Origin of the sequence: Methanococcus maripaludis C5, assembly GCF_000016125.1 — an archaeon.
Classification (GTDB): domain Archaea; phylum AGJL01; class Methanococci; order Methanococcales; family Methanococcaceae; genus Methanococcus; species Methanococcus maripaludis_D.
Window position 1 is genome coordinate 618,604 of record NC_009135.1, and the last position, 22,139, is coordinate 640,742.

The 22,139-nt window shown below is 36.8% G+C and carries 20 protein-coding genes, 1 tRNA gene and 1 pseudogene; 14 read left to right on the top strand and 8 right to left on the bottom strand.

All coding sequences use genetic code 11. The annotated features are described in order from the left end of the window. Positions 1–1,102: 1,102 nt before the first annotated feature. From MMARC5_RS03260 to frhA, 6 genes are all read right to left on the bottom strand, one after another. Positions 1,103–1,189 (bottom strand) — tRNA-Ser (locus tag MMARC5_RS03260). A gap of 141 nt (positions 1,190–1,330) precedes the next feature. Then, entirely contained in the window at positions 1,331–1,552 is a 222-nt protein-coding gene (locus MMARC5_RS03265; RefSeq protein WP_011868411.1) for a YdbC family protein, read from the bottom strand. Between the two features lie 156 nt (positions 1,553–1,708). Further along, positions 1,709–2,557, bottom strand: a complete 849-nt coding sequence (gene frhB / locus MMARC5_RS03270; protein WP_011868412.1) for a coenzyme F420 hydrogenase subunit beta — start codon at positions 2,555–2,557, stop codon at positions 1,709–1,711. Positions 2,558–2,578: 21 nt separating this feature from the next. Continuing rightward, entirely contained in the window at positions 2,579–3,307 is a 729-nt protein-coding gene (frhG, locus tag MMARC5_RS03275) for a coenzyme F420 hydrogenase subunit gamma (protein WP_011868413.1), read from the bottom strand. A gap of 10 nt (positions 3,308–3,317) precedes the next feature. Continuing rightward, on the bottom strand, positions 3,318–3,818 hold the full coding sequence (gene frhD / locus MMARC5_RS03280; protein ID WP_011868414.1) for a coenzyme F420-reducing hydrogenase, FrhD protein: 501 nt from the start codon (positions 3,816–3,818) through the stop codon (positions 3,318–3,320). Between the two features lie 10 nt (positions 3,819–3,828). Further along, positions 3,829–5,061 (bottom strand): coenzyme F420 hydrogenase subunit alpha, encoded by a 1,233-nt coding sequence (gene frhA / locus MMARC5_RS03285; protein WP_011868415.1) that lies wholly within the window; start codon positions 5,059–5,061, stop codon positions 3,829–3,831. Between the two features lie 357 nt (positions 5,062–5,418). Between frhA and MMARC5_RS03290 the strand changes: the two genes are divergently transcribed. The 6 genes and pseudogenes from MMARC5_RS03290 (at position 5,419) to MMARC5_RS03315 (ending at position 12,803) form a co-directional block, all read left to right on the top strand. Then, positions 5,419–5,841: a hydrogenase iron-sulfur subunit gene (locus MMARC5_RS03290; protein WP_011868416.1), complete on the top strand. Its 423-nt coding sequence runs from the start codon at positions 5,419–5,421 to the stop codon at positions 5,839–5,841. A gap of 16 nt (positions 5,842–5,857) precedes the next feature. Further along, complete coding sequence (locus MMARC5_RS03295; RefSeq protein WP_011868417.1) at positions 5,858–6,760, top strand: NADH-quinone oxidoreductase subunit B family protein; 903 nt, start codon at positions 5,858–5,860, stop codon at positions 6,758–6,760. A 20-nt stretch (positions 6,761–6,780) separates the two neighbouring features. Beyond that, complete coding sequence (locus MMARC5_RS03300) at positions 6,781–8,196, top strand: Ni/Fe hydrogenase subunit alpha (protein WP_011868418.1); 1,416 nt, start codon at positions 6,781–6,783, stop codon at positions 8,194–8,196. Between the two features lie 8 nt (positions 8,197–8,204). Next, positions 8,205–9,398, top strand: a complete 1,194-nt coding sequence (locus MMARC5_RS03305; protein WP_011868419.1) for a 4Fe-4S binding protein — start codon at positions 8,205–8,207, stop codon at positions 9,396–9,398. An 89-nt stretch (positions 9,399–9,487) separates the two neighbouring features. After that, entirely contained in the window at positions 9,488–11,452 is a 1,965-nt protein-coding gene (locus tag MMARC5_RS03310) for a CoB--CoM heterodisulfide reductase iron-sulfur subunit A family protein (protein WP_011868420.1), read from the top strand. A gap of 46 nt (positions 11,453–11,498) precedes the next feature. Continuing rightward, positions 11,499–12,803, top strand: a pseudogene (locus MMARC5_RS03315) (formylmethanofuran dehydrogenase subunit B). Positions 12,804–12,812: 9 nt separating this feature from the next. Here the strand turns inward: MMARC5_RS03315 and MMARC5_RS03320 are convergent. Both MMARC5_RS03320 and MMARC5_RS03325 read right to left on the bottom strand, forming a co-directional pair. Beyond that, positions 12,813–13,442 carry a DUF1847 domain-containing protein gene (locus MMARC5_RS03320; RefSeq protein ID WP_011868421.1) on the bottom strand — a complete coding sequence of 210 codons (630 nt, stop codon included), beginning with the start codon at positions 13,440–13,442 and terminating at the stop codon, positions 12,813–12,815. A 52-nt stretch (positions 13,443–13,494) separates the two neighbouring features. Further along, positions 13,495–13,974: a pyridoxamine 5'-phosphate oxidase family protein gene (locus tag MMARC5_RS03325; RefSeq protein ID WP_048058448.1), complete on the bottom strand. Its 480-nt coding sequence runs from the start codon at positions 13,972–13,974 to the stop codon at positions 13,495–13,497. A 333-nt stretch (positions 13,975–14,307) separates the two neighbouring features. On the opposite strand from MMARC5_RS03325, the gene nifH reads away from it, so the two are divergent. The 8 genes from nifH to MMARC5_RS03365 are packed head-to-tail and all read left to right on the top strand — an operon-like array spanning position 14,308 to position 21,872. Continuing rightward, entirely contained in the window at positions 14,308–15,135 is an 828-nt protein-coding gene (gene nifH / locus MMARC5_RS03330; protein WP_011868423.1) for a nitrogenase iron protein, read from the top strand. Between the two features lie 41 nt (positions 15,136–15,176). Next, on the top strand, positions 15,177–15,494 hold the full coding sequence (locus MMARC5_RS03335; RefSeq protein WP_011868424.1) for a P-II family nitrogen regulator: 318 nt from the start codon (positions 15,177–15,179) through the stop codon (positions 15,492–15,494). 9 nt (positions 15,495–15,503) lie between these two features. Next, complete coding sequence (locus MMARC5_RS03340) at positions 15,504–15,869, top strand: P-II family nitrogen regulator (RefSeq protein ID WP_011868425.1); 366 nt, start codon at positions 15,504–15,506, stop codon at positions 15,867–15,869. A gap of 53 nt (positions 15,870–15,922) precedes the next feature. Continuing rightward, a complete protein-coding gene (locus MMARC5_RS03345) occupies positions 15,923–17,353 on the top strand; it encodes a nitrogenase subunit alpha (RefSeq protein WP_011868426.1) in 1,431 nt (476 codons plus the stop codon). After that, positions 17,346–18,734, top strand: coding sequence for a nitrogenase component 1 (locus MMARC5_RS03350; protein ID WP_011868427.1), 1,389 nt, complete (start codon positions 17,346–17,348; stop codon positions 18,732–18,734). The genes MMARC5_RS03345 and MMARC5_RS03350 overlap by 8 nt, the downstream gene beginning before the upstream one ends. Before the next feature lie 21 nt (positions 18,735–18,755). Beyond that, complete coding sequence (gene nifE / locus MMARC5_RS03355; protein ID WP_011868428.1) at positions 18,756–20,192, top strand: nitrogenase iron-molybdenum cofactor biosynthesis protein NifE; 1,437 nt, start codon at positions 18,756–18,758, stop codon at positions 20,190–20,192. 17 nt (positions 20,193–20,209) lie between these two features. Further along, positions 20,210–21,586, top strand: a complete 1,377-nt coding sequence (locus MMARC5_RS03360) for a nitrogenase component 1 (RefSeq protein WP_011868429.1) — start codon at positions 20,210–20,212, stop codon at positions 21,584–21,586. Continuing rightward, positions 21,552–21,872 carry a NifB/NifX family molybdenum-iron cluster-binding protein gene (locus MMARC5_RS03365; RefSeq protein ID WP_011868430.1) on the top strand — a complete coding sequence of 107 codons (321 nt, stop codon included), beginning with the start codon at positions 21,552–21,554 and terminating at the stop codon, positions 21,870–21,872. The genes MMARC5_RS03360 and MMARC5_RS03365 overlap by 35 nt, the downstream gene beginning before the upstream one ends. Positions 21,873–22,139 lie beyond the last annotated feature (267 nt).

A 22,139-nucleotide genomic window follows, 5' to 3' on the forward strand; every position in this document is an offset into this window, starting at 1 on the left:
TTTTGCCCATAGGACGTTTTTTAATTGTTTTATTTATTATTGTATCGTTATTAACAGTGTGTTTAGCTATTAAGCGTATTTACGCAATCACTGTATTGATATATTACAAAATTTACCTTACAATAACAATTTACTGTTTGAAAGTACAGTTTGATAACCAAAAGTGATTCGAACGTTTTATACGATATTCATTATTATTGTTTTAAACTGTAGCCTATCGAAATCATACTTATTGCATTCTTAAGTTTCGCAGTTTATACTTCAGCTGCTGCGAGCTTTTAATGTGGATACTGTTAAATACATTCTTAGTTTGACCAAATGTTGTTTTCAAATTTCCGAAATCATGTGTCCAAAAATTACACACTGTCAATTACTTTTTTTATGTCATGGAAGTGTTCCGACTAAAGGTGAAGATATACGAATTACCTCTTCAAGTCCTGAATCGATAGGCTATAAACACTAAACATCATATTAAAGGTAATATTGGTAATTTCATGCAGTATGCTAACGCTATATATACTAAATGGCCACGAATACGCCATTCAATACCAAATAAATGTCCCGTACAAGTACTCTGAGGTACTCATATATATTGTAAAATAAATTCTAGCGCTTTTAATATGTCTATTGGCAATTTGGTGGATACAATGAAGATAAACGTAAATTATCAGCGTATTAGTGGCGTATTTACCTAGCGATTATCAGCGTAATTAACAATAAAAGTGCCGCGGTTTTGAAGCATTTAATTGTGGTTATATGATAATATGGGTTGTTCGGAAAAATTTTTCAAATTTTCAAAAACTGCGAAAAAAGTAGTGAATGTTCCGTCAATTAAGTGGGGCATGAAGTAAATATTGTCGATATCAACACCTCAATATAGCAGATGGTGGTTGAGGTTGGCCAATGACGCCGGAGTTGAATTTCGATATTAGTCCTGTACAACATAACTGCGCATCAAGATGCACTGGGACGGTTCAGGATAGCTGTTAAAAAAAGGTCCTTCGACGTTTAAATTACGTTAATTGTTAATCTGCGTTAAAAAAGCTGGTCCGATTTAGTGGATGCCAACGTTCGTGGCGTTATTTAGCGTTTCAAAATGAAGCGCAGAGGGAGGGATTTGAACCCCCGCTCCCCAGTGGAGAACCGGATTTCAAGTCCGGCGCCTTTGGCCAAGCTCAACCACCTCTGCTCGCACTTGTACTTAAGCGATTCAGCTATATATACTTTTCTATTATTCCCCATAATAATAGCAATAATTTTTATTTAAAGAATGTAATTGGCCCTAAAATTAATGTTCGGGTTTAATTTTGAAATTCATAAAATTAAATTATTATAATTCAATTTCACTTAAAATTCCTTTCAAAGCTTTTAATTCTTCTGGAGTTAATGTAATTCCTTTTCTCATTCGTTCATGTTCCGGATTCCAGTCCCTTAAATCGTATTTTGGTTCTTTTTCGTTCCAACTTACAAGGTTTAGCTCTTTTTTCCATCCATTTGGGTATTCATAAAGTACTCCGATATGTTCGACAATTTCAAATGTAATTTCTGCCATGTGTAAAACCTCGTTTAGATATAAATAATTAAAAAAGATTTAATAAACATTTTTAAAATAAGTTTGGATATTTTTGTAAAATTGATTTGAAAAAATAGGAATAAAAAAATTTGGTGTATGCCTGTAACTATCAATATCAAAAATTAAAGGAATGGATTAGTATGGAACAGGAAGTCCCATCTCTTTTCTATGAACGATTTCTTTATCGTTTTTCTCTTTTTTCTGGAGCGCAAGTTTTTGAACTAAGTCAAGACCTGGTTTCACGTCTTCAATTGGTTTTGTTTCAAGGGCTCCAGCTTCAATCATTTTGTTTAGGTATTCTTCCCCTTTTGCAGTTCTAACAAAAATTGTGCTCCATCCGTCAGGGCTTCCGACTGAACCTGTTGAGATATCTGCAAGTTCTGCGGTGTAGTCCATACAAACGTGGCATGATTTTTGTTCGTACATGTGTGTATCTTTCAAAGGAACTGTTTTTACATCACCTGATTTTGAGTAAACCCAGAATTTACCTTTTCCAATATCGGTTTTTAAAACATCGTTCATTCTAATTCCAGCATACTGTTCTACAATTGCTTTCATACCTTCGTAAGGGAAGTTTTCCATGCAGAATATTCCCATCACAAGTGCAATTTTTGAATCAGTGTGTCTAAAACCCATTGGGTATTTCATTAATTTTCTAATTGCTCGAACCTGACAAGGAGTTCCAACAATTCCAACTTTTTCAAGTGCATATTCTCTTACTGCATCTTTTAACACAGCAATGTTTGGAGAAACTGTATATTTTGTTCCCGCAGCTGAAAGTACTTCTTCAGGAGTTGTAGCAATTTTTGGAACTGCTTTAAATCCATCTTCAGTATTTGCAACAATTACACCATCTAAAAGGCCATTTTCTAAACCGTAGATGTATGACGCAGAAATTATTCCTCCGTCCTGTGATTTTTTAAGTATTGCTTTATCTGTGGCTCTTGCAGATATAGCTGTTTTATATGTTCCAAAAGGATCCATAATTAACACCTCTAAACTTAATTATTCGATTTTTTGAACTAATTCTGGAAATCTAACTCTTGGGCACTGGGCTCCACAAAGGCCGCATTTTATGCAAAATTCGCTTAGTATATTCGGTTTTCCTTCAATCATCTCTATTGCTCGAACTTGACATGCTGCAGCACAAGTTCCGCAACCCATGCAAAGCGACTGGTCTATAACATTTTTGATTACATCGCATCCGCAAGCATCTTTTCCATATTTTGCAATTTCTGCAAATGGTTCTAAATAATCCATATCGCCGTTTAATGCAGCCATAATTAAGTTTACAATTGATTCTGGTGAAGGTGGACATCCTGGAAGTGCCAAATCCACTTTAATTACATCACCAATTGGAACGAAAGAGGCATGCGAAGGCTGTGGCATTTGATTTCCTCTTCCAAATCTAGTAACTCCGCCAGATGCTGCACAGGCACCGAGTGCTACAACAATTTTTGAATTTTTTCTTGTAGTCAAGATGTCTTCAACTGAGTGGTGGTCGTCTAAACAGACACTTCCTTCAACGAGTGCAATGTCAATGTCTTCAGGAATTTTTCTTTCGATCAATATTTTATCGTCAGTTTCAGTAATTTCTGTCTTTTCATCTGCGAGTGTTAATGCATACACTAGATCAACAGCTCCCAATATATCTAAAAGTTTTTCATAAGTGTCTGAAAGGGAGATTAAACATCCTGTACAACCACTCATGTGTATATGGGCAACTCTTACCACTATATCACCATTATTCGTTTAATTCATCTATTATTAATAAAACAGCGCCATCTACAGCAGCATTTACTTCGTCTGAAAGTTCGAGAAGAATGTCTGGTGCAGGCACATTTTTTTGTTGGCATCCAATAACAACAATTTTCACGCCGTAATCGTCTTCAATATCTTTTAACATCCCTGCAAGAGGCATGTCGTGAGCATCAATATGATATTTATCGATATCAGGTAGGTCTTTTGAATACAATGTTTTCAATTCTCCAGGCGGTAATCCATAATCGATAACATCTGCAATTATTATTTTCTTCAATGGAGTTTTTTCATCAATCAAGGAAAGTATAAAGTGAGAAGCTCCGGTTCCTGCATCGATAATCTGTATTTTATCCGAATTAAGGATTGGATATTCATCTTTTACTTCATTTAACTTATTTACTACAGTGTATCCAAATCCATCGTCTCCAAACAAGATATTTCCGCATCCCAGGATTAAAACTTCTTTTTCTAAATATTCGGGCATGATTCACCAGTTATTGTATTAATTTTTTGTCAACAATTTTGTTATCATAGTCCATTGCAATTACGTGGGTTGCACAGGATACACATGGATCGTATGCTCTTACAACGTGTTCTGCAAATTTGTAGTGGGTTCCTTCTGTAGCTTTTCCAATTAATGGGATATTCCAGGTGGTTGCAACAATTGCGTTATAATAGGTAATTCTTCCTTTTGCGTCAATTGCAGCTTGGTGGGTGTTGTGACCTCTCGCAGCTTCATGAACACCAAGACCTACTTTTTCACCGTCTCCGAGGATGGGTTCATTTGATCTTGTTTTTCCATTAACATCTAATTCATCAAGGATTTCCATTGCTTTTTTTACGTGTACAACGTTTTCATAAGCTCTTGCAATGTGTATTGCCATAGCACCTTTGTTTTTAAAGTCGTGGAATCTTGCAAATCTTGCTCTTGGACCAACTTCCATTAATCTGCCATTGTATCTTGGAATTGTGGTACAAGCTTGCACTGCAACGTCTTTTTCGTACACGTCGTATGGCGTATATTCAACTACCCTACTTTGGTCGATGTTTTCCCTGTTTCCGTATGTTGCATCAGTTGCAATGTATCCAAAATCGTGGTAACCTAATTTTTCAGGAATTTCTGTTCCATCTACAAGCATGTTGCTTTCAAAAATAGGAATTAAATATTCAACATGTTCTTTTGCTAATTTTTCGTATTCTCTGCATTTGTAGTATATTTTTGAAGCTGCATTTTCGGTAATGTTTTTTAACATACCTCCAACTTTGATATTTGGTGCGTGGATTGCTTCTCCACCGATTGTATCAACAATATACTGTCCAGTTTTTCTCATTTGTTGAATTCTTGTGATATATTCAACTCGGTCTGATTCAGGTATAAAGTCTGGAGCGATTAAAAACTCGTGTAATGGGTGGGAATGCATTTTATTTCCAAGACCCGTTAATTCTCTTAACAATAATCCATCTTTTGGTGGTGTAATTCCACATGCGTCTTCAATAGCTTCTACTGAGGAAGTAGCGTGTGCAATTGGACAAATTCCACAAAATCTTGAAACGGCAATTGGTGCAAATTCCGCAGTTTTTCCGACCAAAAATTTTTCAAATCCTCTGACGGGGGTAACACTCAAATAGTTACCTTTTTCAACAATTCCATCGTCATCCACTTTCAAGACAAGTTTGGTATGCCCTTCATGTCTTGTCGTAGGATTTATCTCTACCGTCTTACCCATTAGATCACCTATCTTTAATATTAGGTATTTGATAATATATTACCTAAACTATATTCTATAATATCTATTAAAAAAATTGTTAATTACACCAAATAAAAAGAGTTATATGTTAAAACAAAAAGTGATTTTTTAAATAATTATTACTACTTTTTTATTAAATGTAACATAAAATATTATTAAATATTATTTTTATATTATTAAACAGGTATAAATTAGAAATTCTTATTAACATATATAGTTTTTTATTTTCCATCAAAATATCTAATTTATATATTAATAATTGTCATACTCACATCAATTAGATTAACTATTTAAGGTATTAGTTTACCGAATATCTAATAACCTAGAGGTGAAATTTTGTCTGAAGAATGGGAGCCAAAGATAGTCGGCTTTTGTTGCAATTGGTGTACCTATGGTGGTGCAGATACGGCAGGAGTTGGCAGGATGCAGTATCCTCCAAGCATAAGGATCATAAGAGTGATGTGTTCTGGAAGGATTGAACCATCATTTATATTAAAAGTCTTCAAAGAAGGTGCAGACGGCGTTTTTATAGGTGGATGTCACTTAGGGGACTGCCACTACGATGCTGGAAACTACAAATGGCAAAGAAGAGTTATGATGCTCTACGATATGCTTGATGAACTCGGAATCGGCAGAGAACGAGTTCTCCACGAATGGATTTCAGCTTCAGAAGGTGAAAAATTCCAGACGAAAATGAACGAAATATACGACAGAATAAAAGCTTTAGGTCCGTGCACCTTGAATGAAAATCTTAAATAACTATTAAGGTGGTTTTATGGTAAAAATAGCTACAACATGGCTTGCATGCTGTTCTGGATGCCACATAAGTCTTGTAGATTTACATGAAGATTTATTGAATGTTCTTGAGCAAGTTGAATTGGTACATTGCCCTGTTTTAATGGATGTCAAAGAAATTCCAGATGGTATTGATGTTGCACTGATTGAAGGAGGTATTAGAAACGAAGAAAACCTCCAAACTGCACAAGAAATGAGAAAAAAGGCAAAAATTGTAATTGCATTTGGAACATGCGCAGCTTTTGGCGGAATTCCTGGAATGGGCAATTTATATTCAAATGAAGCTCTTTTAGAAAAAGCTTACAAAACTACATTTTCAACGAAAAACGAAGAAGGAATTATTCCAAGTGAAGATGTTCCTGAATTAACTTCGAGAGTAAAACCCCTTTCTGATGTAATTGATGTGGATTATATCCTTCCAGGATGCCCCCCAAAACCAGAATTAATTGCAGAAGTTCTTACTTCACTTTTAAAAGGTAAAGCTCCACAATTAACGACTAAAAATATGTGTGAAGTATGCCCTAGAGAAAAAAGTAAGGAAGGAGTTTCAATAGGCTCGATTAAAAGAAATTACGAAGGAACGCCTGACCCTAAAAAATGTCTGCTTGAACAAGGTTACCTCTGCATGGGAATTGCTACAAGGGCTTCTTGTGGTGCAATATGCCCAACAGCAGGAGTTCCCTGTACAGGATGTTATGGACCTACCGATAAAGTAGTAGATCAGGGTGCTAAAATGGTTTCTGCACTTGCATCGGATTATAAAATTGATGAAGACAGAACAATGGATCCAAACGAACTTCCTAAACAGATACTTGACAAAGTGGGCAGTTTTTACAAATTTACGCTCCCTAGTGCATTAATTCCGATAAATAATAAAAGGTAATATACTGATACGGTGATATAATGACAAAACTGTCGATAGAACCTGTTACCAGAGTTGAAGGACACGGTAAGGTTACACTTTCCTTTGACGACAGCGGAAAACTCGATAAAGTTAATTTCCACGTTGTCGAAGTTAGAGGTTTTGAAAAATTCTTGGAAGGAAGGTATGTTGAAGATGCTTCAGTATTTACCCCAAGAATTTGTGGAATTTGCCAGGTTTCACACAATTTAGCAAGTGCAAGAGCAGTTGATAATGTATTTGGTGTAAAAATCCCAAAAACCGCGGACATGCTCAGAAATTTAATGCAACAAGCTTCAAATGTACACAGCCACGCGCTTCACTTTGGAATGCTCGCATCTCCTGATTTAATGTTTCCAATGACCGATGATGCACTCAAAAGAAATGTATTGGGTGTCGCTGCTGAAAACATGGATGTTGTAAAAGATGCAATTTCAATGAGAAAAATTGGTCAAACAATTATTCAAAAAGTTGGTGGAAAGGCCATTCACCCAGTAACTGCAGTTGTTGGGGGTCAATCAAAACCATTAACTGAAGAAGAAAGAGACGAACTTTTAAAAATGTCAGAAGATCTTGTGGATACGGCTGAAAGAACTTTAATTGTTGGAAAACAATTGTTGGAAGGGTTAAAAGAACAAGATCTCCTTGATCTTGGTTATTTTGAATCATACCACATGGGTATGGTAAATAACGGTGCACAGGATATTTACGAAGGAAAAATCAGGGTTGTAAATCCTGAAGGAAAAATTGAATACGAATACGATCCTTCAGAGTATTTAAATTATATGTCAGAAGGAGTAAGGCCATATTCATACCTTAAATTCCCGTATTTAACTGAAAAAGGTCCTGTTGATGGAGTTTATAGGGTAAATACACTTTCAAGGTTAAATGTGTGCGATAGAATGCCTACACCTATTGCTCAAAAATACTACGAAGAATTTGTAAAAACATTTGGAAAACCTGCACATCAACCGATGCTTTTCCACTACGCAAGATTAATTGAAATTGTTTCAAGCGCAGAACTCATAAGACAATTCTTAGAAGATGATACAATTGTTGGAACGGATATAAGGGCAGAACCAACCGACCTTGTTGGAGAAGGTGTTGGATGCCTCGAAGCTCCAAGAGGAACGCTGGTACACCACTTCAAAACAGATGATAAAGGAATTATCACAGATGCAAATTTAGTTGTTGCAACTGTTCAGAATAACCCTGCAATGGATATTGGTGTTCAAAAAGTTGCTGAAAAATACATAAAAACACCAGAAGACGCAAAACCACATGTTTTAAACCACATGGAAATGGTAATTCGAGCATACGATCCATGCCTTTCATGTGCAACGCACACAATTGACGGAAAAGAAAGAATGCTTTCAATGGATGTCTTTAAGGGCGGAAAATTAATTAAAACAGTATAGGGGATATTATGATCAAGATAAACACTGAAGACTGTTACATGTGTAAAGCTTGTGAAAATAGCTGCCCTACAGAAGCTTTAAAATTAAATCCCTTTAAGGTATGCCAACTTTGTGGAAATTGTGTCAATGCATGTCCCAATGATGCTCTAAATTTAAGAGAAATTGAATTAAATGGCAAAACTATTAAACAGATTGAATATTTCCCTACAAAATGTGATTTGTGTGGAGAATGTGTTAAAGACTGCCCAAATAACCTCAAAATTGAAAATGATAAATTAAAAGGGTTCTGTGTAGGCTGTATGAAATGTATTGATGCATGTCCTGACAATTATGTTGGAATGGAAGGTGTAGTTGAACCTGCTAAAAGAGATATAACATTACCAAAGGAACCTATTACCGTACTTGATGAGTGTGTGGGCTGTGGAGTATGTGTATCAGAATGTCCTGTTGGTGCAATTTCAATAGAAAATGAAAAAGCAGTAGTTGACAAGGATTCGTGTATATACTGTAGCATATGTGCACAGACCTGTCCCTGGAATGCTATCTTTGTCGCGGGCAAAAAATCGCCAAAAAGAGACAAAAATATTGTTAAATTTAGCGTAGACAGCGATTTATGTATCGGATGTGGGGACTGTACTGATAAATGTCCAAAGGATTTGATTGTTCTAAATGAAATGATTGCAGTACCTCCAAAAGGATGTCCTGCATGTGGATTATGTAAAGCAGCATGTCCTGTTGATGCAATAGATCTGGTAGTTGAATATGCTCCACCAAAACCTGTAACCGATGAAGGTATAGTTTGGGATGAAGAAAAATGTGCGTACTGCGGACCTTGTGCCCTAAAATGTCCAAACAATGCGATAACTGTAGTAAATCCAAAAGGACTCGAACTTCCAAGCAGGGCAAAAACACAGAGCCAGAACGAGTTTAAAATGTGTATAAGATGCGGTGCATGCGTTCAAAGCTGTCCATCTGGCGCACTTAGGATGGGTAAAATCACTCACAACGGTAAAGAATACGAAAGAATCGAATTTAGTCCTAAGTTATGTGATTCTTGTGGAAAATGTGTTGAAACGTGTCCATACGACATGCTTACATTAACTGGAAAACCAGAAAAACCTCTCGAAGGGTTCTGTGTAATGTGTTTAAAATGTATTGAAGCCTGTGATAAGGTTAAAAAGAACGCACTGTCTTTGAAATAATTTTTAATAGATGTAGCTATTAAAAAAAGTAATAATGGTATTAAACTATGTATTTGGACTAACAGTTCAAGCCAGATATTGGTGATATTATGGAAGAACCAAAAATAGGAGTTTATGTCTGCCACTGCGGTGTAAACATTGGCGGTGTAGTTGACTGTGAAAACGTCGCAAGAACTGCAGAAGGACTCGAAAATGTTGTGATTGCAAGAGATTACAAGTACATGTGTGCGGATCCTGGGCAAGAACTCATCAAAAAAGATATCAAAGAACTTGGATTGAACAGGGTAATTGTTGCAGCATGTTCTCCAAGACTTCACGAACCTACCTTTAGAAGATGTGTCGAAGAAGCAGGTTTAAACCCATTTTTGTTTGAATTTGCAAACATTCGTGAACACTGTTCATGGGTACACATGAAAGAAAAAGAAAAAGCAACTGAAAAAGCAAACGACCTTGTAAGAATGGCTGTTGCAAAAGCAAGACAACTCGAACCTTTAGACTACCTAAACGTTCCAGTTACCAAAAGAGCAATGGTTATCGGAGCAGGAGTTGCTGGAATTCAGGCAGCACTTGATTTAGGGGATGCAGGTTACGAAACAATTGTGGTTGAAAAAACACCGTCAGTTGGGGGTAGAATGGCCCAGCTCGATAAGGTATTTCCAACAAACGACTGTTCAATCTGTATTTTAGCTCCAAAAATGGTTGACGTTGCAAAACACCCAAATATTAAACTTTACTCTTACTCCGAAGTAAAAGATGTAAAAGGGTATATTGGAAACTTCAAGGTAAAAATTGAGAAAAAACCAAGATATTTATCCGAAGAAAAATGTACTGGATGCGGTTCATGTGAAGAAGTATGCCCTATATCAGTTCCAAACGAATTTGATATGGGAATTGGGCTTAGAAAAGCAATTTATAAGCCGTTCCCACAAGCAGTTCCTGCAAAGTACACAATTGACAAAGAAAGCTGTATAGATTGTGGTTTATGTGCAAAAGTCTGCGGACCTCAGGCAATCGATTACGGTCAAAAACCAGAAATTATCGAAGCAGATGTGGGTACAATCATTTCTGCAATCGGATACGATCCATATGACCCAACTGAAAAAGAAGAATATGGATATGGAAAAATTCCAAATGTCATAACCTCAATGGAACTTGAAAGAATGATCAACGCATCTGGTCCAACGATGGGTAAGGTAATCAGACCAAGTGACGGTCAAAAACCAAAAAGAATTGCATTTATACAGTGCGTTGGTTCAAGAGATGCGAAAATTGGTAAAAAATACTGTTCAAATGTATGCTGTATGTATGCAATGAAAAACTCGCAGTTAATTAAAGAAAAAGCTCCTGAAACAGATATAGACATTTACTACATGGATATCAGAGCATTTGGTAAGGGATACGAAGAATTCTACGAAAGAAGCTCAAAACAGTATGGAATCAAATTTATCCGTGGAAGACCTGCACAAGTGCTAGATAATCCTGACGGAGATAATCCAATAATCAGGTCAGAAGATACCCATTTAGGTGAAATCTTTGAAAACGAATACGATTTAGTAGTTCTTTCAGTAGGTATGGTTCCAACATCAACTGCTGACGAAGTACAAAAATTACTTGGTGTTTCAAGATCCGCTGACAGGTTCTTCATGGAAGCACACCCTAAATTAAAACCTGTTGATACTGCAACAGATGGTATCTACTTAGCAGGTGCATGTCAGGGTCCAAAAGATATCCCTGCATCAGTTGCACAAGGTTCAGCTGCGGCATCAAGAGCTGCAATACCTCTTGCAAAAGGGGAAGTTCAGGTTGAACCAATTGTTGTAACAATTGATGAAAATGTCTGCGGTGGATGCGGTATCTGCGTACAGCAGTGCCCATACGGTGCTCCAAGATTCGTTGAAAAAGACGGTAAAGTTGTAGCAGAAGTTCTTTCAGCTTTATGTAAAGGCTGTGGAACCTGTGCAGCAGGATGTCCTAGTGGTGCACTTGAGCAATCTCACTTTAAAACAAGCCAGATATACGGACAAATTGAAGGCGCGTTTAAGGATTCTTACTAAATTCTTTTTTTTATTTTTTAAATTTGGTGATTTTTAGGGTGAAATAATGAATGTTATAAAAAATGTAGTATGCCCTTTCTGCGGAACTCTTTGCGATGACATTGAATGTTTTGTGGAATCGGGACATATTTTAAAGACAAGAAACGCATGCAGGATCGGCCACAGTAAGTTTACACACAGAAAAGGAGCTGTAAGATATACAGAACCGCTCTACCGTGAAAACAAAAAAGATGATTTTAAGAAAATCGACTTTGATACTGCAATTGAAAAAACTGCTGAAATTTTAGTAAATGCTAAAAAACCTCTTATTTATGGATTTTCTGCAACAGAATGTTATGCACACATTGAAGGAATGAAGCTGGCTGAATAAATAAGGGGAATTGTGAGCAATACTGCCGAAGTATGCCGCGGTCCAAGTGTTTGGGCGCTTCAGGATGTCTGGTACCCGATATGTACGCCAGGTGAAGTTAAAAACAGGGCCGATGTTGTAATTTACTGGGGTTCAAACCCGATGCATGCACATCCAAGACACATGAGCAGATATGGAGTTTTCCCAAGAGGCTTTTTCAGGGGTCGCGGAAGAAACGATAGAATTTTAATTGTGGTGGATCCAAGGGAAACAGATACTGCAAAATTAGCAGATATTCATTTAAAAGTTGATCCACACAAGGATTATGAATTGATAAGTGCGATAAGATCTGCTTTAAAAGGTTTTGAACTTCAGTCTGAAACTGTTGCAGGAATTCCTAAAGAAACGATATATGAAACTGTTGAAATACTGAAAAATGCGCAGTTTGGGGAACTTTTTTTTGCAATGGGCGTTACACATACTGCGGGAAAGCACAGAAACATCGATACTGCAATCGAACTTGTAATTTATTTAAATGCACAAACTAAATTTACGCTGATTCCAATGAGGGGCCACTACAATGTAAATGGCTTTAATCAGGTGTGCACTTGGATCAGCGGATTTCCTCTATGTGTGGACTATTCAAGAGTATTTCCAGAATTTAATCCGGGAGAAACGAGTGTAACTGATACATTACTTAGAAATGAAGCAGACGCGATGCTAAATATTGCATCAGACCCCGGAGCGCATTTTCCGCAGAATGCAGTTAAAAGAATGTCTAAAATTCCTTTAATTTGCATTGATCCACACGAAACTCCAACTTCAGTTCTTGCAAATATAATTCTCCCCCCAACGATTGCAGGTGTGGAAGATACCGGAACTGCCTATAGGATGGATGGAGTTCCGTTAGAGCTTAGAAAAGTAATCGATCCGCCTGAAAACACACTTGCAGATCGGGAAATATTAAAAAGAATATCGAAAAAAGTAGCAGAACTGCTTTAATTAATAATTTTATTTTTTATTATTAAATAATTTTTCTCTATAGTAGCTATTTGAAGTATAGATCGCAGCAAGGGGGTTGTGGCCCAAAACTCTATCTTTAACGCCAATAACGGTAACTGGAGCTTCTGAATATTTTATAAATAATGAGTCGTGCCCAACACAGAGTCCTAGTATAATATTTAGATCTGTTTTTGTTTCGTTTAAAAATAATGCTTGGCCGATAGGATTACACATTGCTTCATATTCATATTCGTGAACTTTTTCATTTTCTGTTATTTTTATGAATTCTTTTGAAATGCTTCCTGCTTTACAAACAACGGATTCAACTTCAAAATTATGATCCAAAAACATGTTTTGTAAAATTCCTGCTTCTTTTGAAAGTCCAGTACAAAATGCAATTCCAAGTTTTTTATAATCCATTTTTTTCGCAAACAAAATAGTTTCTTCGATTCGAGTAAGTTTGCAGTAGCCTTCTGATTCTACAAGCGCAGAATTGTATGCAATTTTTTCATTTTCTTCTTCCAAATATAATTCTTTACTTTTTTCAATGACTTTGGCAGAATTTGGACATTTTTTCGGCAATTTTTCAACTTCACCAGATTTACAGGCTTTTATATTGCACAATGCACAGTAATACATTAAATTCACCAGGGTAGTTACATTAAATATATTATATGTTATTATGTTGATTTTATTCATCACTATTTTTAAGAGCAACAATGTCCCCAACGTCAGTTAATTTCCAAACGTAAGTGTTGTCAACAGTAATTAGGTTTTCCAAGGGTTCTCCCGGGTTATGCCCAAGTGCCTCTAAAACTATTTTCGATAGATTTTTTGAAACGATTAGATCTACAAACTGTTTTCTGATTTCTTTCTTTTTTTCTAAATGATATTCTGGAACGATTTTTCCTTGAAGGGTTATAAATTTATAACAAGACATATCATCAGAATATCTTTCAATTTCTACTGATACATAAGGGTTATTTTTTAAAAGCTCAATTTTACGACCGTATTTTGTCGAAAGAAAGTACAAATTATTTTCGTTGAATACGTATAGAAATGGTGCAATGTATGGATATTTCGATCCCGAAAACGCAATTCTTGAAATATGGTTCTTTTCTATGAGTAAATCGTATTCTTCACGAGTCATCTTAGGAATTTTAAAAACCATCATAAATCCCCTCAAAATAAATTTTCATAGGATATTATCTGATTTTTAAGATTGATATAATTTTGTTTAATTTATAATTTTTATATTCCTCTTCACGATTTTTCCAATTATTAACTATTATTAATTACCTTTTTACTTAAAAGTTAATTTAAACTAATTAAAAGGGGTCTTTTTAGTTTTTATGGCGTGATTATCGCTGTTTTTTCGATAGATCCGAAAACTTTATATAGTAAACCACAGTATAGCATAGATCACCGGAAATAAACTTCCGTATAATAACTAAGAGATCGGAATTAGATTTCCGAAAGACAACAATACATAGAGGCCTAAAAAATGGTAAGAAAAATCGCAATTTACGGAAAAGGTGGAATCGGAAAATCAACCACCACACAAAACACAGTAGCTGCAATGGCTCACTTTCACGACAAAAAAGTATTCATTCACGGATGTGACCCAAAAGCAGACAGTACAAGGTTAATCTTGCACGGTAAACAGCAAGTAACAATGATGGATACATTAAGAGAAAAAGGAGAAGACGAATGTACGCCTGACAAAGTTATCGAAGTTGGTTTCGGTGGTGTAAAATGTGTAGAATCAGGTGGGCCAGAGCCTGGAGTAGGCTGTGCAGGTAGAGGTGTTATCACTGCAATTACACTCATGGAACAACACGGTGTTTACGAAGACGACCTTGACTTCGTATTCTTCGATGTTTTGGGGGACGTTGTATGTGGTGGATTCGCAATGCCTGTAAGAGATGGTAAAGCAGACGAAATCTACGTTGTAGCATCAGGGGAAATGATGGCTCTTTACGCTGCAAACAACATCTGTAAAGGAATGGTTAAATACGCAGAACAAAGCGGTGTAAGACTTGGAGGAATTATCTGTAACAGTAGAAATGTAGATGGTGAGCTTGACTTATTACAAGAATTCTGTGACAAAATTGGAACACAATTAATCCACTTCGTTCCAAGAGACAACATCGTTCAAAAAGCAGAGTTCCAGAAAAAAGCTGTTGTTGACTACGACGACACATGTAACCAAGCAATGGAATACAAAGAACTTGCAAGAAAAATCATTGAAAACGAAAACCTCGTAATTCCAACCCCAATGACAATGGACGAATTAGAAGAATTAACCTCAAAATACGGATTCTTAGATTAAATAAATTAAATTAATTACCTTAAATTTTCAAGAGGGCAAAAATGAAAATGATTAGAGCAGTAGTCAGACCAAGTAAAGCAGAAGAAGTTGTAGATGCACTCGCTGAATCCGGATGCGTAGCTTTAACAAAGATGGACGTTATCGGAAGAGGAAAACAAAAAGGAATCAAAATCGACCAGATATACTACGACGAACTTCCAAAAACAATGCTTATGATTGTAGTTGAAGACGACGCAGCAGAAAGTGTTGTTGAAATAGTTACAAAAACTGCATACACAGGAAACTTCGGTGACGGTAAGATATTCGTTTCCCCTGTAGAAGAAGCATACACCGTTAGAACAAGATCATGCGGATTATAAGGTGATTCTATGAAAGAGATAATCGCAATAATCCGGCCAAGTAAAATGGCTGCAACAAAAAATGTCCTTGAAGGCCTTGGATTTCCAGCAATGACTGCAAACAGGGTTCTTGGAAGGGGAAAACAAAAAGCAATTGTTGGAGAACTCGGTTTCGAAGTTGACAACAAAGAATTGTTATCCCAGCCGGGGGACATGAGATACATCCCAAAAACAATGATGACATTAATTGTTCCAGATGAGGATGCAAGCCTTGTAGTCGAAGCAATTATGAAAGTAAATAAATCTGGTCAATACGGAGACGGAAAAATTTTCGTTTGTCCAATTGATGATATAATCACAGTGAGAACCTCTGACAGAGGAGAATCTGCACTTTAATTGAATAAACCCCAAATAAATATACCCTTTAAAAATTTTTTAGGAGAGCGAACATGCCATTCTGTTTATTGGATGTAGATAAAGATATCCCTGAAAGAGAACAACACGTTTACATCAAAGATTCAAAAGATACAAACGGACATTGCCAAAAATGTAATACCACCACGATCCCTGGAAGTATGACCGAAAGAGGCTGTGCTTTTGCAGGAGTTAAAGGTGTGATTACTGGTGCAATAAAAGACGTACTACAAATAGTACACTCGCCTGTTGGATGTTCCGCATACGGAAACGGTACAACAAAAAGATACCCAACAAACTCAACAATGCCTGATGGAAGTACATTCCCAGTTGAAAACTTCAACCTCAAACACATTGTCGGAACAGACTTAACTGAATCCGATGTTGTATTTGGTGGAATGAACAAACTCAAAAAAGTAATTCGAGAAGGCGCAAAAGAGTACCCTTTCGTAAATGCAATCTACGTTTACGCAACATGTACAACGGGTCTTATCGGAGACGACTTAGATGCAGTATGTAAAGAAATGCAAGCAGAACTTGGAAAAGATGTTGTAGCATTCAATGCTCCAGGATTTGCAGGACCAACACAATCAAAAGGACACCACGTAGGAAACTACACGATATTTTCAAAATTGGTTGGAACAAAAGAACCTCTAGAAACAACCGATTACGACATCAACCTTATTGGAGAATATAACATCGATGGTGACTACTGGGTCCTTGAAAAATACTTCGATGCTATGGGCATCAGAGTTCTCAGTAAATTTACTGGAGATGCATGCCACGATGAGCTCTGCTGGATGCACAAAGCAAAATTAAGCCTTGTAAGATGCCAAAGATCTGCAACATACGTAGCAAAATTAATTGAAGAAAAATACGGTGTACCATACATTAAAGTAGATTTCTTCGGTCCAGAATACTGTGCTGAAAACTTAAGAACAGTAGGTAAATTCTTCGGAAAAGAAATTGAAGCTGAAGCTGTTATTAAAAAAGAAATGGAAAAAATCCAGCCTGAACTTGATTTCTACAAATCAAAATTACAGGGTAAAAAAGTTTGGATTTCAGCAGGAGGTCCAAAAAGCTGGCACTTATCCAAACCACTCGAAGAATACTTAGGAATGGACGTGGTAGCACTTTCCGGTCTTTTCGAACACGAAGATGGATACGAAAAAATGCAGGAAAGGGCAAAAGATGGTACAATTATCATTGACGACCTGAACACACTTGAAATGGAAGAAGTTGTTGAAAAATACCACCCCGAAATCGTTCTTGGAGGTATCAAAGAGAAATATTTCTTCCACAAATTGGGAGTATCTTCAGTAATGATACACTCTTACGAAAACGGCCCATACATCGGATTCGAAGGATTCGTAAACTTAGCAAAAGACATTTACACAGCAATATACAACCCAGCTTGGAGTTTAATGGAATTTGAAGACGAAGAGCCAGGTGATACAAATGAGTGAATTAAACGTAATCAAAAAAGAAAGAACTGCGGTAATCAACCCGCTTGTAACCTGCCAGCCATTAGGTGCAATGTATGCAGTAATGGGAATTTATAGGGGAATGCCTTTAGTTCACGGATCACAAGGATGTTCAACATTCGTAAGATACGGATTCTCAAGACACTATAGGGAACCTGCAGATATTGCAGTAACTTCACTTCACGAAGATGCAGCAGTATTCGGTGGAAGAAAAAACTTGATTTCTGGTCTTGGAAACTTGGCACAAAGATTTAAACCTGATGTAATGGGTGTTGTAACAACCTGTTCAAGTGAAATCATCGGAGATGACGTTGGTGGTTTCATTAAAACAGCTAAACAAGAAATTGTAAAGAAAATGGGAGAAGAAGCTGCTAACAAAATCAAAATTGTTCAGATTAACACCCCAAGTTTCGTTGAACACCAGTACAAAGGATACGACAATGCAATAAAAGCAATTGTTGATACTTTGGCTGAACCAAAAGACGAAGAAAATGGAAAATTAAACATTGTTCCAGGAATTGTAAACCCTGGAGACATCAGGGAAGTAAAACACATGCTTTCACTCATGGGAGTTGAAGGTATTTTACTTACCGATACATCTGATCCATTTGATTCGCCACTCAGACCTTCAGTCGCAGAAAAAACCCCTTACTACCAAAAAGGTGGAACAACGCTTGCAGAAATTCAAGACTGTGCAAACTCACTTGGTACAATTTCACTTGCTAACTATGCAAGCAGTGCTCCTGCTTCACTCGAGAAAAAATACAACATGCCTTCAAAAGTAAGCGAAGCACCAATTGGTATTAAAAATACTGACAGCTTCATAAGAACCGTTAAAAAATTCACTGGAAACGACGTTACTGAAGAAATCCTTGACGAAAGAGGTATTGTAATTGACGCAATGGCAGACGTTGCATCAAGATACTTATTCGGAAGAACAGTGGCAATCTACGGTGACCCATCAATAACAGTAGGAATGGCAAGATTCATAACAGAACTTGGAATGATTCCTAAAGTGGTATGTACTGGAGCTAAAAATGACTACTTTATTGATGACTTGAAAAAAGTAGCTAAAGAATCAGATGAAGATGTCGATGCACTCTTCGGACAAGACTTAAGAGCATTAGACGTTTACTTAAGAGAAAACCCAGTCGATTTATTGATTGGCCACTCAGATGGTAGATTGATGGCTAAAGACCTCGGAATACCACTATACAGAGTAGGATACCCAGTATATGATAGAGTAGGATACCAAAGAAGACCAATCATTGGATACAATGGTGCTTTGAACATTGTCGATGGAATTACAAACACAATCCTCGATAAATACTACGAACCTCAAGACTGGAAACTCCAACAGTAAGCCCTATTAAAGAGGAATACTATGGCTTTGAACCTTGATACAGAAAACCGGAAAATGAAAAATGGATGCGATGATTTTGACTTAGAAGTCAAAATCCCAAACTCCGTTTTCGAAAAATTAAAATCAATTGAAGCTTTAAAGGCCAGGGAATCACAAATGTGCATCTCGGGTGAAGGCGATTCAATTCCTACATGTGACCAAAACTCGACCCCTGGAATGATTACCCAGAGATCCTGTGTATACGGGGGAGCAAGAGTTGTTTTAATGCCCATAACTAATGCAGTACATCTCGTACACGGTCCAATAGGCTGCGCAGCATGCACTTGGGACATTCGTGGAAGTAAATCTACCGCAGATAAACTTTATAAAAACGGATTCTCAACAGACTTGCAGGAATCAGATGTTGTATTTGGTGGAGAAAAAAAGCTTTATGAATCCATTTTGGAAGTAAATAAGCTTTATAATCCCGGTGCAATATTTGTTTATTCCACTTGTGTAGTTGGTTTGATTGGAGATGATATCAAAGCAGTTTGTAAGCAGGCAGAAGAAGCAACAGGATGCAGAGTTATTCCGGTACAGTCAGAAGGGTTCAAAAGCTTTAATAAATCTGCAGGTCACAAACTCGCATGTGACGCAATGCTTGACTATTTAATTGGCACAGAAGAGCCAGAAGAAGAGCACCCATATGGTATTAATATAATTGGAGAATTCAATGTCGCAGGAGATCTCTGGGGAATTATTCCATTATATGAAAAAATGGGTGTAAAAGTACACACTGCAATTACTGGGGACTCAACAGTTTCCAAAGTTGCAAGTGCACACAAATCTAAATTGAATATAGTTCAATGCCAAAAATCATCTAATTACTTAGCCGCCCAAATGGAAAAGAAATACGGAATACCTAGCATTAAAGTAAATTTCTTTGGAATCGATGAAACTACAAAGTCTTTAAGGGCTGTTGCAGAATTTTTCGGTGACGAAGAAATGATTAAAAGAACCGAAGAACTCATAAAATCAGAAGTTAAAAATCTTCGAGATGAAATTTCTGAATACAAAAAAGATCTAGCTGGAAGTACTGTAGCAATATATTCCGGAGCCCACAAATCATGGGCACTGGTAAGCGCATTTGGTGAACTCGATATGGAAATTATCATGAGTGGTACCCAAAACGGAAAACCAGAAGATTACCAAAAAATTAGGGAGCACGTCTGCGAAGGTACATTAATTGTAGACGATGCAAGTTCAATGGAACTTGTACAGCTTCTCAAAGAATACAAACCTGACATATTAATTTCTGGAGCTAAAGAAAAATACCTATCACTGAAAAGTGGAGTTCCCCACTGTGATTTCAATCACGATAGGATAACTGCATTCTCAGGTTTTCAGGGCTTCATAAATTTTGCAAGAGTTGTACATACCGCAGTTATGACGCCAGTGTGGAAACTTTCTAGAAAATGATGATTTAGAGGAATATTATGACTGAAAAAAAATTTGCTGTAATAAATCCATGTAAAATATGCCAACCAATGGGTGCAATATTTGCATTAATGGGTGTAAAGCATTCAATGCCGTTAATACACGGATCGCACGGATGCAGCACGTACATGAGATTCCAACTTGGACGTCATTTTAAAGAAGCTGTAAACGTGGCATCTACATCAATGAGTGAAGCAAATGCTGTACTCGGTGGTGAAGAAAATTTAAAACATGCGATCAGAAACGTGAGCAAAATTTACGGCCCTGAAATAATAGGTGTAACTACAAGCTGTCTTAGTGAAACTATTGGTGACGACGTTGAAGGGATCCTCCGGTTATTCAAGGCACAAAATGATGATTTGCCTGAAATAGTCCCTATATCAACCCCAAGCTATAAACATACGCACGTAGAAGGATACGATTCAACAGTTAAAGCACTAGTGGAACATTTAGCAACTCCATCTAAGCCAAATTCCAAGTTAAACGTGATTACTGGAATGGTTTCTCCGGGAGACATTGCAGAAACCAAGAAAATATTGCGTGAAATGGGTATAGACTCAATAATTCTAACCGATACTTCGGAATCTATGGACGCCCCTTACGATGGAGAAGTTTCATTTGTGATGTCTGCAGGAACCACCGTGGAAGAACTTAAAGACACTGCAAATTCATTTGCAACGATTTCACTCTGTAAGCACGCAAATTCCGCCGCCAAATTCCTCCATGATGCTTATGGAATAGAATCTGTGTCACCATATCTTCCAATAGGTCTGCAGAGTACTGATGAATTTATGAATGAACTTTGTAAACTTACTAATAAAGAGATACCTGAACAGATAACTAGAGAACGTGGAAAATTAATTGACGCCATGATCGACGCCCACCAACATAATTTCGGAAGAAAAGTTGTAATCTACGGCGATCCAGATGTCGTAGTTGGATTTACGAGATTTGTCTTGGAACTTGGAATGATTCCTTCAATCGTCTGTACAGGAAGCGAAAGTAAAACTTTCGTTGAAGACATCAAAGCAGTAACTAAAGATAGCAAACATAAACCAGTAATCTTAGCTCCAGGAGATCTCTACGATCTCCATGAAGAAATTAAAAAATCAAAAGTGGATCTTTTAATTGGAAATTCATACGGTTCAAGAATTGCAGGTGCCGAAAATATTCCATTAATTCGAATGGGTTTTCCAATCTATGATAGAGTTGGAGCTCAAAGAATAACTTGCGTAGGATATACTGCAGGAATTAGGCTTGTAGATACTATAACCAACACCATACTCGACAGGTACTTTGACGAGTTTGGATGGGCATTAAATGAAGATACAGAGGTAGACCATGGAGACTTTGAAAGTAGCCATTGCATCAACTGATGGCGTAAACGTCAACATGCACTTTGGAGCTGCCACACATTTTCTTATTTTTGAAGTAAAAGATAATGTGGCAGAATTCATGGAATTTAGGGAAAACCCAACAACGACAATAAAAGAGCACACTGATAGGTGGATCCACGCACTCGATCTTTTAAAAGACTGTGGTGCAATCTTTTGCAGTAGAATTGGAGATAATCCCAAATCCGTTCTCGAAGAAAAAGGCATGAAAGTAATTGCAACAGAAAATACATTAAAAGACGCTTTAAAGGAATTTTTAACCGCCTAATTACCTATTACTTATCAAATTTTAGTTATTATGCGGTTTTCAAAATGATTACCCGACCTTAAGAACTTAATCCATTATGAACAGTGGATCTAGGGGTTTTATCACTAATTTCGCTAAAACCGCACTTTTAAATTTTAACTTTGAAATTCTTTTTCTTAGGCCAAAAAGAGTTTAAAAAAGTAATTTTACAGTGTGCAATAGTGAAATTATCCCCCCCAGACCCCCACTTCACACTGATTTTTTAAAAAAATTTACAACAGGTTTAGT

Excerpts from the sequence above, each read along its gene's own strand:
- MMARC5_RS03335 (WP_011868424.1), top strand. The coding sequence starts at position 15,177 with ATGAAAATGATTAGAGCAGTAGTCAGACCAAGTAAAGCAGAAGAAGTT.
- nifE (WP_011868428.1), top strand. The coding sequence starts at position 18,756 with ATGGCTTTGAACCTTGATACAGAAAACCGGAAAATGAAAAATGGATGC.
- MMARC5_RS03305 (WP_011868419.1), top strand. The coding sequence starts at position 8,205 with ATGATCAAGATAAACACTGAAGACTGTTACATGTGTAAAGCTTGTGAA.
- MMARC5_RS03265 (WP_011868411.1), bottom strand. The coding sequence starts at position 1,552 with ATGGCAGAAATTACATTTGAAATTGTCGAACATATCGGAGTACTTTAT.
- frhA (WP_011868415.1), bottom strand. The coding sequence starts at position 5,061 with ATGGGTAAGACGGTAGAGATAAATCCTACGACAAGACATGAAGGGCAT.
- frhD (WP_011868414.1), bottom strand. The coding sequence starts at position 3,818 with ATGCCCGAATATTTAGAAAAAGAAGTTTTAATCCTGGGATGCGGAAAT.
- MMARC5_RS03345 (WP_011868426.1), top strand. The coding sequence starts at position 15,923 with ATGCCATTCTGTTTATTGGATGTAGATAAAGATATCCCTGAAAGAGAA.
- MMARC5_RS03360 (WP_011868429.1), top strand. The coding sequence starts at position 20,210 with ATGACTGAAAAAAAATTTGCTGTAATAAATCCATGTAAAATATGCCAA.
- nifH (WP_011868423.1), top strand. The coding sequence starts at position 14,308 with ATGGTAAGAAAAATCGCAATTTACGGAAAAGGTGGAATCGGAAAATCA.
- MMARC5_RS03325 (WP_048058448.1), bottom strand. The coding sequence starts at position 13,974 with ATGGTTTTTAAAATTCCTAAGATGACTCGTGAAGAATACGATTTACTC.
- MMARC5_RS03295 (WP_011868417.1), top strand. The coding sequence starts at position 5,858 with ATGGTAAAAATAGCTACAACATGGCTTGCATGCTGTTCTGGATGCCAC.
- MMARC5_RS03300 (WP_011868418.1), top strand. The coding sequence starts at position 6,781 with ATGACAAAACTGTCGATAGAACCTGTTACCAGAGTTGAAGGACACGGT.
- MMARC5_RS03310 (WP_011868420.1), top strand. The coding sequence starts at position 9,488 with ATGGAAGAACCAAAAATAGGAGTTTATGTCTGCCACTGCGGTGTAAAC.
- MMARC5_RS03350 (WP_011868427.1), top strand. The coding sequence starts at position 17,346 with ATGAGTGAATTAAACGTAATCAAAAAAGAAAGAACTGCGGTAATCAAC.
- MMARC5_RS03365 (WP_011868430.1), top strand. The coding sequence starts at position 21,552 with ATGGAGACTTTGAAAGTAGCCATTGCATCAACTGATGGCGTAAACGTC.
- MMARC5_RS03320 (WP_011868421.1), bottom strand. The coding sequence starts at position 13,442 with ATGTATTACTGTGCATTGTGCAATATAAAAGCCTGTAAATCTGGTGAA.
- frhB (WP_011868412.1), bottom strand. The coding sequence starts at position 2,557 with ATGGATCCTTTTGGAACATATAAAACAGCTATATCTGCAAGAGCCACA.
- MMARC5_RS03340 (WP_011868425.1), top strand. The coding sequence starts at position 15,504 with ATGAAAGAGATAATCGCAATAATCCGGCCAAGTAAAATGGCTGCAACA.